The organism is Pseudomonas sp. GW458-11-26-14-LB4, assembly GCF_059423925.1.
The window spans coordinates 119186-131295 of sequence record NZ_JBWKYU010000010.1 but is presented as its reverse complement, the minus strand read 5'-3'; the positions used below and the strand labels follow the sequence as shown (position 1 = coordinate 131295).

11 protein-coding genes are annotated in these 12110 nt (G+C 58.7%); 2 read left to right on the top strand and 9 right to left on the bottom strand.

Annotation, left to right across the window (positions count from 1 at the left end):
* The 9 genes from AC07XZ_RS15395 to bamJ all read right to left on the bottom strand — a co-directional run bounded on the left by AC07XZ_RS15395 (position 1) and on the right by bamJ (position 8812).
* Positions 1-417, bottom strand: a complete 417-nt coding sequence (locus tag AC07XZ_RS15395) for a hypothetical protein (RefSeq protein ID WP_102688259.1) — start codon at positions 415-417, stop codon at positions 1-3.
* A complete protein-coding gene (locus AC07XZ_RS15390) occupies positions 417-869 on the bottom strand; it encodes a hypothetical protein (protein WP_236191920.1) in 453 nt (150 codons plus the stop codon). The genes AC07XZ_RS15395 and AC07XZ_RS15390 overlap by 1 nt, the downstream gene beginning before the upstream one ends.
* A gap of 71 nt (positions 870-940) precedes the next feature.
* Positions 941-1255, bottom strand: a complete 315-nt coding sequence (locus AC07XZ_RS15385) for a contact-dependent growth inhibition system immunity protein (RefSeq protein ID WP_102688258.1) — start codon at positions 1253-1255, stop codon at positions 941-943.
* A complete protein-coding gene (locus AC07XZ_RS15380) occupies positions 1245-5888 on the bottom strand; it encodes an RHS repeat-associated core domain-containing protein (protein ID WP_494990244.1) in 4644 nt (1547 codons plus the stop codon). Before AC07XZ_RS15380 ends, AC07XZ_RS15385 begins: the two co-directional genes overlap by 11 nt.
* A 225-nt stretch (positions 5889-6113) precedes the next feature.
* On the bottom strand, positions 6114-6521 hold the full coding sequence (locus AC07XZ_RS15375) for an SEL1-like repeat protein (protein ID WP_064378694.1): 408 nt from the start codon (positions 6519-6521) through the stop codon (positions 6114-6116).
* A complete protein-coding gene (locus AC07XZ_RS15370; RefSeq protein WP_003223109.1) occupies positions 6522-6893 on the bottom strand; it encodes a hypothetical protein in 372 nt (123 codons plus the stop codon).
* Entirely contained in the window at positions 6890-7231 is a 342-nt protein-coding gene (locus AC07XZ_RS15365) for a helix-turn-helix domain-containing protein (RefSeq protein WP_102688669.1), read from the bottom strand. The genes AC07XZ_RS15370 and AC07XZ_RS15365 overlap by 4 nt, the downstream gene beginning before the upstream one ends.
* A gap of 114 nt (positions 7232-7345) precedes the next feature.
* Positions 7346-7801, bottom strand: a complete 456-nt coding sequence (locus AC07XZ_RS15360) for a YkvA family protein (RefSeq protein WP_007950434.1) — start codon at positions 7799-7801, stop codon at positions 7346-7348.
* 294 nt (positions 7802-8095) lie between these two features.
* Positions 8096-8812 carry a BamJ family beta-barrel-assembly machinery protein gene (gene bamJ / locus AC07XZ_RS15355; RefSeq protein WP_007950433.1) on the bottom strand — a complete coding sequence of 239 codons (717 nt, stop codon included), beginning with the start codon at positions 8810-8812 and terminating at the stop codon, positions 8096-8098.
* 270 nt (positions 8813-9082) lie between these two features.
* On the opposite strand from bamJ, the gene AC07XZ_RS15350 reads away from it, so the two are divergent.
* Complete coding sequence (locus tag AC07XZ_RS15350) at positions 9083-10891, top strand: di-heme-cytochrome C peroxidase (RefSeq protein ID WP_102688668.1); 1809 nt, start codon at positions 9083-9085, stop codon at positions 10889-10891.
* Positions 10892-10917: 26 nt separating this feature from the next.
* Positions 10918-12054 carry a catalase family protein gene (locus AC07XZ_RS15345; protein ID WP_173892796.1) on the top strand — a complete coding sequence of 379 codons (1137 nt, stop codon included), beginning with the start codon at positions 10918-10920 and terminating at the stop codon, positions 12052-12054.
* The last annotated feature ends 56 nt before the right edge of the window (positions 12055-12110 follow it).

Here is a 12110-nt window from a genome sequence, read left to right as displayed (position 1 = left end):
CTACCAAGTTGATAAGTCTTCTTGACTGGCTTTGTAAAGCTCGTCCATCCATGCTTCGGACAACTGAAAGTACATACCTTCGAAAAATGCCCTTGGATCATTCATCTCATCCCAGCCGTCTGGTAGCAAGGAGTGAGAGTATGGATCATGCTCCAGCACCTCTTGAAAGACATCACCACTTTCTTCAAGCGCCTCTCCCAAGACAGCAAACAAAACGAACTTATGCCGATGGCTCAGTTTCGAAAACCGCTTGATTACGTACCTGGATATTAAAATACTTCTGTCTGATGGATCCTCCGGATCGTATGCAGACAGCGTCTCACCCAAGCTCTCCTCGCGATCATATGTATCAAACCCACCGAGAAAGTGAGACAACCTTGGACGATAAGGAATATCAAGATAAGGATGCATCAACATTATGCTTTCTCTATCGGATAAAGAGCCCAAGGCTTTAGCGTCTCGAAATCAAATCTCATTTCAAAGCCGTTCATTTCAGAAATGTAGCGTGGATCAGATGGATCTGCAGGATTTGGCTCATATCCTTCACCAATATTTTCAGTTTCCATTCTCACTACCAGATTTCCCATACTATCCTCTCCCGTGAAGCGGGGCATTTTTCTGGATTCTCTCGTCACAGCCTCGTTATATGCATTCATCTGTGCTTTGTGGCTCAAAAATCGAGAACTATGAACTCCTCGGAATTTTTTAGATTTAGCAGCAGCCCCCAGGTTTAATTCTTTTTTATTATTAGCAGACTCTTCAACTTCCTGAAACTGAAGCTTCGCCCCTTGCATCACAAAAAACCCTATACCTTTACAAAAAAACAAAATCCTAGATAAAAAACCAACTTTACGACTCTGCTCAACCACAATACCAACTCCTCTCAAAACCACTTTCTTACCCAACGAATATCAAATAACACTAAAAACCCCAGAAACACTTAAATATTACTATGCGAAGCCTCACTAAAAAGTACAGAAATGTGCTTCAACCACGAATTTCCGTCTTGCCACTCATTCCAATAGCAATAACAACAACCATTTTTTTTCAGCAAAAAATCTCGAGTTTCATTTTCTGAAATTTTCATCGCCAAAAGAGAATCGATTTCCTTTACCACCTTCTCAAGTACGCGAGATTCCGAGTCCGCTATGAAAGATTTAACAACATCATCTGCCGAGTCAAACTCACACATCCAGTCCTCATGAAAATAGGCCCCGAGAAACTGAAAAAGGCTAGGAAAATCTTCAATTGTCATTTACAAACCCCGTCAAAATAAAGTATCCAAGCGGTGAAGTTGCATCTCGTCGCAACACCAATCTTATGCTAGACAAAGGTTCCAACCTTCCGCTCTGCCTCACTACACCCACCCCTGCAGGAGCAGAAACCTGTTCATTAATTACAAGTTTGCTTGCATTACCCTGCACAAAATTATCAATTGCCACCTTGTTGTTTCTAATAACATTCGAGAGTGCAGCTTCAGCTTCTGATCTATTTAGAAATGTTGACGCAATAGGTATGTTCGGCTCGGCCGCTAGCCTAGCCCTGAGTTGAGCCTCCGATCTATCTACATGTCTCGCAATAGCATGTCCACCGCGCGACTCATGGGCTTCTAAGCCTCCACCAGGAACAATTTCACTATAAGGTCCATCAGCAGCAATGGCTCCGGGGCAGTTGCAGCTCAATCCCAACGGATCCACCCACCCTGTCGGATTCGGCACGTACTGGTACTGATTCAGCCCACCCGCCAGCTTCACCGGATCCGGCGTCAGATACCGTCCCACGTCCGGGTCGTAATACCGGTGCCGGTTGTAATGCAGCCCGCTTTCGTCATCGAAGTACTGCCCCTGAAAGCGCAGTGGCTGGTTCAGGTAGTCCTCGGTCGCCAGTTCCAGTGAGGTGACCTTGCCGTAGGCGCTGTATTTGGCGGACCAGACGATGTCGCCGCTGTAGTCGGTCAGTTCCTGCGGGGTGCCGAGGTGGTCGAGCTGGTAGTAGAACGGGCAGGCGCGTTTCGGGCCTTTGCCGTCGAGCATGGCCAACGGGCGGAAGGTGCCGGGTTCGTAGATGAAGCTGCGGTGTTGGGTCGGGCTGCTTTCGGCGATCAGGTGGTCGCCTTGCCAGAAGAACTCGGTGGTCTGGCCGTCGACGGTTTTGCGGATGCGCCGGCCGAAGGCGTCGTACTGATAGGTGGCGCTGGTGCCGTCGGGACGGGTGAGGCCGATCAGGCGGTGCTGGCTGTCGTAGCGGTATTCGGTGACAAGGGTTTGTGCGCGGCCGCGGCGTTCGCGGATCAGGTTGCCGAAGGCGTCGTAGTCGTAATGACGATCGCCCTGCATCAGCAGGCGATTGCCTTTGATCTGTGGCGGGCCTGGACGGTCCTGCATCAGCAGGTTGCCGGCCGGGTCGTGGGCGAAGTTTTCCGGCACATCGTCGCGGGTGTGGCGTACGCGAATCAGCCGGTCGAGGGCGTCGTACGTGTAGCTGCGCTGGCCGTGGCGGGTGTCGGCGATGTGTTCGAGGTTGCCGTTGGCGCTGTAGGCAAAGTCGCGGCGGTACAGCGCGCTGCGTTGATGGCCTACGGCGTGGGACTTCAAGCGGCCCTGTTCGTCGTAGGTGTATTCGCTGAGCAGCAGGCCTTGCTGGCGCTGCTGTTCGCGGCCGTGCTGGTAGACGTGGCGGGTGAGCAAGGCGCCGTTGAGGTCGATCGCGGTCAGCGCGCCGCCCTTGGCGTAGTGGTAGTCGAGCTTGCTGTTGTCCGGCAGACGCATGCGAGTGAGCTGGCCGCAGGCATCGTAGGTGTAGCGCAGGGTGCCCCAGCCCTGATGCTCGCGCACCAGCCGGTCCTGCCGGTCGTATTCGAAGGCCAGCGGGTGATCCTGGCCGTCATCCACGCCGACCAGCCGACCGAGACGGTCATAGCGGTAGCTGACCTCGACCCCGTCCGGCAGGGTCTTAAGCAGCAGACGCCCAGCAGCATCACGTTGGTAGCCGGTGACCAGCGTCGAGCCGTCTTCACCGAACTCGGTCTTCTCCAGCAGATGACCGTTGCGGTCGTAGGCATACGCCGTGCGCCGACCATCGAAGCCGGTTTCCTGTCGGATCAGTCCGGTGGGCGTGTAGTCCAGCCGATACTTTTCGCCGGACTCGTTCTCGATTTCCGTCAGCAGCAGCTGCGCATGGTCGTAGCGGTACTGGACTCGTGTGCCGTCGGGGTTGATCCGCCGGCTGACCAAATGCAGGTCGTCGTCATACTCGTAGCGGGTGATCCGCCCCAGTTCATCGCGTTCGGCCGTGATCTGGCCGTAGGCGCTATAACTGAAGGCTCGAGTGGCGCCATTCGGCGAGGTGGTCTGGATCAGCCGGCCAACGGCATCCCATGCATGACGGGTGACCGCGCCATGCTCGTCCTGCGCCGTAATCCGCCGCCCTAGCGCATCGTAGGAAAACTTGCGAACCCCACCGTCCGGCAGACTTTCTTCGACCAGTTGGCCCAGGTCGTTCCACACGAACACATGCCGACCCGAATCCGGATAACGGATCGACAGCAACCGCCCCTGTGCATCGCGGTGGTAGTGGGTGACATGGCCATCGGGATCGACCGCTTCGGTGATGTCACCCTGGGCATTGCGCCGGTACGTCCACACCGCATCGCCACGTGAGCGGCTGTGCAGAAAACCGTTGCGGTACTCGTAGGATGTCGGCGCATCGTCCGGCGGAATCAGCGCGATCAACCGCCCGGCGTCGTCATAGCGGTACTCGGTGACCGCCCCCAGCGCATCCTGCTCGGCAACCATCCGGCCCGCCGAATCATAGGCCTTGAGCTGTTCGCCACCATCGGCGGCGACCTGACGCACCAACCGCGCGGTGTCGTCGTGGACGTAAGTTTCCTCAGTCCCATCGACGTACTGCACGGTGACCCGGCCAGTGTCATCCCAGACGTAACGCGTGTCCATCTGCGAAAACGACGCCCAGTGCCGCACGCAACGCGCCGCTTTGCCAGCGCGCTCCCACGCCCAGAAAAAGCTCGCGCCGCCGCTCAGTTGCCGTTGCAGGATGACGTGCCGGTCGTCGTAATCGTAACGCTCGGTCTCGCCGACGGCGTTCGACGCCTCGATCAGTCGATGGCGAGCATCAAAGCGGTAACTGACCAGCGTCTGCTCGGTACGCCAGGCAGACTCCCGAAAAACCTGATAATCGACCGCGATCAGATGCGCCCGCTCATAGCGCAGCAACAGGGAACGACCGGCCCCGTTATCGAGGCGCTCAACGCGATCCAAGCGGTCCCGCGTAATACGCAACCGGTTACCGTAGGCATCGCTGACAGCAGTCAGACGCCCAGCCCGAAAGTGATAAAACCGCGCCGAGTCCCCCGCCAGCGCAACAATCAGCTCCTCAGGCTCATCCCCGAGAAAGATCGCCGCTCGCGACAAGCTGTTGTGAATCGCCGGCCGCTCGACGCTCGGCAACGGAAACCGCGTGCGCCGGTTCTCGTGATCCACCCAGACCACCGAAGCGCCATCAACCTCCAGCCGATGCGCCAGCGAATGACCCCAGCCAAACCCCAACCCAACATCGATCTCGGCCGCGCTGGTGCGGTACAACCGGCTGAACTCGAACGGCAGCAGCCCATCGAGCACTCCATCAGTCAGCGTCAGCAATTCCTCACCGGTGACCATCGACACCGGACACCCGTTGGTGCAGGTCAGCGGCGCACAATCAGCGCTGTCACCGTTGGGGTTCTTCGCCTGATCCGGCGTGTCGTCATGGGGCTCGTCTTTTTTCAGGGAAGCATTACGCCGGGCATCCCAGCGCAATTGCATGCGGCCCTTTTTCACCCCGGCGGCGATGCCTCGTGCGGCGACGGTTTTGTACTGGTTCACGTAGCCGATGAAGGTGCTGACGATGCCGAACATCGCCTTCACCAGGCGCGCCACCGCCGACAGCAACTGAGCGCCACGATCCGCCAGACGCAAGGTCAGATACGCAATCCCCGCCCCAGCACCGACAAAGGTCAGCACAACGCCGATCAACACATCGATCAGCAGTTGAACCACCACCATCGATACCGCCTCGGCGGTTTTCCCGGCAATCACATTGGGAGGCAGCATTTCCAGCCAGAGGCTGGCAGTACGCAGCAACAAACACAGCGCCGCCTCGTCACTGACCAGTAACTGAAGCTTCTCCATCATTTCAGGCGCTGTTTCTGCCAACGCGATCAGCTGTGCGGCGCCACTGCCCAACCGCTCGGCAAACTTTCCGGGATCCTGGAGAATCTCCGACAGCAACCCGATGCTGTCCCACACCCCCTCGATCGCCGCCCAGCTCCCGGCCAGCATGCCGTTCCCTGCCGCAGTGGCCACCGACTGCGACCACTGCGGCTTGAAACCCTGCCATTCGCTGCGCAGCCAACCATCCAGCTGCCGGGTCAGGCCAGCGTAGGATTCGAACAGCGCATCAACCTGCTTCTCGCTGGCCTCGCCGTGCACCACCACCCGGTAGAACTTGCCCGCCTCACCGGTGAACTCCCCTTTGCCCTGAGCATTGAGGGTGACCGACTCGACTGCACCGCCCTCCACCGCCACCACATCGACAACGATGTCGCCCAACGGAATGTCGTACGCCGACTCGAACTTGCTCTCGATCTCCATCGGCCCGCTTTCCGGGCATTGCACGACCGCAGAAGAAAAACGGCCGTCGTCTATCGCAACCGCCGTGCTGCGCTCGCCGAAACGGATGATCCGCTCCATCCCCATCAGCGACGGCAGATCGGCCGTATGACTGACAGTGTCTGCCGAGCGGCTGAGCCAGTGCTTCAGCTGTTCGCGATAGAGATCGAGGGTGCGGGGAAAGCTGTCGAGTTCTTGCTCGATGCGGGTGACGGCATCCATCAGCGCATTCCCATGCGCATGGCGAAACGAAAAACCGGGTCAAACATGTGCGTTCCCTCGCGCAAAAATCAGGCGAGGGACTTTGCGGGGGATCAAACAGAAAAGAAGTCAGGCGAGTAGGCGGAGGATGTAGGAGAAGTCTGTAACTGATCTTTATCGAACTGCAGACGCAAAAACGGGGCGGGAGGTTTCCCTCACGCCCCGTTCACGGAACAGATGATTTGCTTATCGAGAAGCGTCTCGGCCGGCCAGCTCTTTCAACTTGAGCTCCGCCAACGGATGCCCGGCCTTCGCGGCCATGGTCCACCAGCGAGCGGCCTCCGAAGGATCTGGCGCTTTGCTCGGCGTACCTGCAAGACTGATGACACCGACTTGATACGCCGCCTTGCCATCCCCGGCCAGCGCAGCCAGTCGCAACAACCGCACACCTTCTTCACGTGCGCCCAGGCCAACCCCGCGAAACGTCAGGATGTGCCCGTAAAAACTTTGCGCACCGACATCGCCCAGGTTGGCCATGCGTGCAAACTGTCCTTCGAGCCAGCGCCAGCCGCGGGGCTGACGGACAAACCACGACCAGTGAAACAGCCTACGGGCCAGCCAGTAACTTGCCCGCGCCTTGAGTCGTAAAAACACTCAGGCCTCCGCCGATTCCGGGTACTCGTACTCAAACACCCGCACCACTTCCGAAGCATGCCAGGAGGCGGCGGCAACGCCGTCGGACGGCCCGGAAAAGCGCCCCAGACGCTCGACACACTCAAAGAAACCGGTGCGTGGCAGGCGGCTGGCACCCTGGCTGATCACCAGCGAGCTGCGCAACGGTTGTTCGGCTTTCGCGTCCAGTGCGGCGAGATGCTCAAGTGCCGCGGTCAATGTCTGCATGGCCGGCGTGGGCAGTTGCAGGCGTTCAAGCAAGGCTCGATAAGTCAAAAGATGGCGCTGCCTGCGCGCCTGATCCAGCTCCCCCAGCAATCCGTCCCAATGTTGACGACTGATGCGTACGCTCACGATTGTTCCCTCCACCCTGGCACCGTCAACTCCCAGGCCAGGCTGCGGCGAATCGCGGCGTCGGGCAGACGCTCGCCACTTTCGATCATGGCCAGGTAAGACGGGCTGATGCCTACCGTGCGGGCCAGCGCCTCGATGGCGATGCCCTTCCCTTCGCGCAAACTGCGTAACTGATCCAGACCTGGAAGAATCGGGTCCGGGGTTGCCGCAAGCGGCGCTGGAGCCAGTTGCGACGGTGCTTCGTTGATGCCTGCTGCTTTCAGTAGAGCCTGATACTGAGCCCATGGCAGAACCGCATATTCGGGCTCGCCATCGCGTGCAATTATCTGAATATCCATGACTACCCCGTAGGACAACAACACTTAGCGAGTCGGCACTTTTCCCTAGAAGTGTAATCCTAACAGCGGCCAAGGTCGTGGGGGGTATCTATCTGTGTACGAGGCTGTCGCGATTCAGGACTTTTTCGGCCCCTGAAGCTGAAGTTGCTCGGGTGTATCGGGTAAACGCTCGACCACTCTGAGCTTTTCCGGAGCCTGGCGCTGGCGCCACAGGCGGAAGGCATTCAGTTCATCGTCGAGGGTTTTCATCAGCCAGGCGAGGACGGCGATGTCATCGAGCATGCCGAACATGGGAATGAAATCCGGGATGGCGTCCACCGGACTGAGGAAGTACATCAGACCCGCCACCACCGAAACGATGGCCTTGGCGCTGATCGCACGGTACTCGCCGCGCCAGTACGCCAGACACAACGCCTGCAACAGACGCAGATCGTCCTTCAGCTTGCCGAGACGATTGCCCTGAGCAGCGCCTTTGCTGGCCACGGCGAACAACAAGGTCGGCAAGCGACCTCGAGCCAGCAGGCGTCCGGCCAAAGGCAGGAATCGGGCGAAATTCCACGGCGCTTTCATTTATTTCTCCCGTTGAAATGTTATCCACACAAATTGTGGATAACCTTGTGAACAGAGCTGCATTTCAGCGCTGAGAGCCCCGTTCCATAAGGGCTACGCTCAGATCGGGCGTTTTTTACTCACATAAAAAATCCCAATATTTCATTGACTTGGCGGTCCCGGGCGTCTAGCGCGGGCAACCTTAAAGTCTAGGACTGCCATGACCGGCATCGGTTCGGTCTGTTTACGCCGACCATCGTCCAGATGCAACAACGCCCCGCATAAGCGAGGCGTTGTTGTTGAAACCGGCGCAGATTACTTGGCGGCGGCGTCTTCTTTGGCTGGATCCTTGATGGCCAGCAGTTCCAGGTCGAAAACCAGAACCGAGTTGGCCGGGATTGCCGGGCTCGGCGATTGTGCGCCGTAAGCCAGATCGCTAGGGATGTACAGCTTGTACTTCTCGCCAACGTGCATCAGTTGCAGGCCTTCTACCCAACCCGGGATCACACCGCTGACCGGCAGATCGATCGGGCTGCCGCGCTCGACGGAGCTGTCGAAAACGGTGCCGTTGGTCAGCTTGCCGGTGTAGTGAACGGTCACGACGTCGGTCGGCTTAGGCTGTGGGCCGTCGGCTTTCTTGACCACTTCGTACTGCAGACCGGAAGCGGTGGTGGTCACGCCGGCTTTCTTGCCGTTTTCTTCGAGGAATTTCTTGCCGGCGGCTGCCGACTCTTCGCTCATCTTGGCCATGCGCTCTTCGGCACGCTTTTGCAGCGCGGCGAAAGCTTCGACCAGTTCTTCATCTTTCAGCTTCTGTTCTTTCTTGCCGACGGCATCTTCGATGCCCTGGGCTACCGCTTTGGAGTCCAGATCATCCATGCCTTCCTGAGCAAGGCTCTTGCCCATGTTCAGGCCGATACCGTAGGAAGCTTTTTGCGCCGGGGTTTTCAGCTCTACGCTGGTCTGCGAATCACAACCCGCGAGTACCAGGCTAACCAGGGCAACCGCCGCCGCCAACCGATGCTGTTTCATGCTATTTCCTTGTTCATGCGCCGAAAGGGCAATCGAGTAAAGCCGCGAGCTTATCAGGCCGCCACGACCAATGGCTACCGGCATGAGAGCAGGAATCTTCCGATAAGTTCAGGGATTAAAAAGCATTTGGCGAAAGGCACGATGAAGCTTCTGTCATCTTTCGCCGACAGCAATTGATGCCGCTTCCCACAACACTTGGCGTAATGGCCACTTGCCGCACATGACTCGGCTCAGGCATAACAGCGCAACAACTCGACAAGGATGTTCATCTTGCGCCTCTTATACCGTGTGCTGACGCTGATCGTGGTGCTGCTGGGACTGGTCCTGGCGGTGGTTCTTTACTATGTCGCCAATCCGAGATTGCCCTTCCCTGCGCCCGCAAAACAGGTGCATTACCTGAACCAGTGGACTGAGCAAGAGCGCCAGACCTACTACTTCACTCCGCAGGGAACGCAGGTCAAAGGCCTTCGTTACGAATGGTTTCAGGCGCTGGAGCTGCCATTCTCGCAGCAACGTTTTGCCTCCCCGGAATACCTCGCGCGCTTCGGCTTTCTGATCGATCCGCAGCAGAAAGCCACGCCGGACAACCCGGGGAATCTGCCGGTAGGTTTCGCCCGGCACCAGAATCCCGGCAGCGCCGAGCAATATCTCGACATCACGTGTGCGGCCTGCCACACCGGTGAACTGCACTTCAATGGCCAGGCAATCCGTATTGACGGCGGCTCGGCCCAGCATGTGTTGCCCTCCAGCGTTCCTACATTGCGCGGCGGCAGTTTCGGACAGGCATTGGTCGCCAGTCTTACCTCGACTTACTACAACCCGTGGAAATTCGAACGCTTCGCTCGCCACGTGCTGGGCAACGACTACGACGCCCGCCACGAACAACTGCGCAAAGACTTCAAACACTCACTGAACACCTTCATCAAAGTGGCCTGGAACGACACCCATCGCGGCCTCTACCCCACCGAAGAAGGCCCGGGCCGCACCGACGCGTTCGGGCGTATCGCCAACGCGACCTTCGGCGACGCGATTTCCCCGGACAACTACCGCGTGGCCAACGCCCCGGTGGATTACCCGCAACTGTGGGACATGTGGACGTTCGACTGGGTGCAGTGGAACGGTTCGGCGCAACAACCGATGGCGCGCAATATCGGCGAGGCTTTGGGCGTCGGCGCCACCCTGAATTTCTTCGACGCCAACGGCCAGCCGCTGCAGGGCGATGACCGCTATGCCTCCAGCGTGCGTGTGTGTGATCTGCACACGATCGAAGAAACCCTGCAAAAACTGCGACCGCCAGCCTGGCCTGAAGAGGTACTTGGGCTCGTCGACAAACCCTTGGCAGCCAAGGGGCGAGCCCTGTTCGCCGAGAATTGCGCCGGGTGCCACGTACCGCGCCAGACCCAGGACGGCGAGCGCTGGGTGCAACATCTGCGCATGCTCCCGGTGGACGTCATCGGCACCGACCCGAACTCCGCCAACAACATTGCCAATCACCGTTTCGACCTGACCGCCCTGCAATGGAACCCGGCGGAACTCGAACAAATGGACGTGAAGTTGCACCCCAAACCCAAGGAACCGCTGGACCTCAGCCAGCTGTCAGTGGCCAAGGGACTGGCTTACGTCACCGCCTTCGTGGAAAACCGTGCGTACCGTGAAGCAGGCGTCACCGCCGCCGAGAAACCACAGCTCGACGGCTTCGGTCTGCCGATCGGCGTTCGCGAAAAAGTTGCCTACAAGGCGCGTCCGCTTGCCGGCGTATGGGCCACGGCCCCGTTCCTGCACAACGGCTCGGTGCCGAGCCTTTATCAGTTGCTGTCGCCTCAGGACGAGCGCGCCACCACCTTCTATAAAGGCACCTTCGAATACGACCCGCGCCATCTGGGCTACCGCACCGAAGCCTTCACCAACGGTTTCCTGTTCGACACCCGCATCACCGGCAACCACAACAGCGGCCACGAATTCCGCGCCGGCGAGCGCGGCAACGGCGTCATCGGCCGACTGCTGCAGCCAGAAGAGCGCTGGGCGCTGCTGGAATACCTGAAAGTGCTGGGCGGCCCGCTGGAGGCGCAACTGCCATGATCTTCAATTCCTTCACAAGACCTTCGATACTGGCGCGTTTCTGGCTCTGGCTGGGACGGTTACTGGGTAAAACCCTGTTGATCCTGCTGGTGATCGGCCTGATCGGCTGGGCCCTGACCAGCGCGTGGTTCGCCTGGCAGCACCGTGGCCCGGTGTCGGCGCTGGAGCAGATTCCAGATGGCGAAGCCGCCATGACCCAGGACGTGATTCAGACCGCCGTGCGCATCGTCGATCAGCACCGCGAAAGCACCCGCTACCTGCGCGATGCACATGCCAAGGCTCATGGCTGCGTGAAGGCCGATGTGCAGGTGTTGCCGGATCTGGCTCAGGAATTGCGCCAGGGCGTTTTCAGCGAACCGGGCAAGCTGTGGAAAGCGACGATGCGCCTGTCCAACGGCAACGCCTATCCGCAATTCGACAGCATCCGCGATGCCCGGGGCATGGCGCTCAAATTGCTCGATGTGCCGGGCAAGCAGTTGCTGGGGGACCGTCAGGGGCTGCACGAGCAGGATTTCGTGATGTTCAGTCACCCGAACTTCTTTGTCAGCGATGTCGCCGAGTATCGTCAGAATGTGGCGGCGCAGGCTGACGGCAAGAAGGTCATGGCGTTTTTTCCGGGGTGGGATCCGCGCAGCTGGCAGATCCGGCATTTGTTCATTGCATTGGCAACCCTATCGCCACCGCCGGAAAGCCCGACCCGCACGACCTATTTCTCGGTATCGCCCTACAAGTTCGGCGAGGCCAATGCCAAGTTCCGGGTGATGCCGGATCCGGAGCGCTGCCCCGCTTATACCTTGCCGAAACAGAACCAGGATCTGCCGAACTTCCTGCGCAATGCGCTGAATCAACAACTGTCCACCGACCGGATTCCGGCGTGTTTCGTGTTGCAAATTCAGCGGCAGGACGCGAACAAGTACATGCCGATCGAAGACACCAGCATCGAATGGCGCGAGCAGGACAGCCCATTCCAGACAGTGGCGCGGATCACCCTGCCCCCGCAGGACTTCGACACCCCGGCGCTGAACCTGCAATGCGACAACCTTTCCTTCAACCCTTGGTTCGGCATCGACGCTCATCGCCCGATTGGCGGGATCAACCGCCTGCGCAAGGCGGTGTATGAAGCGGTCAGCGATTACCGCCACAGCCGCAACTCGGCGCAATAGCAGCGCCAGAAACGAAAAAAGCGACCTTCAAAGGTCGCTTTCTCATGTTCAGGCCG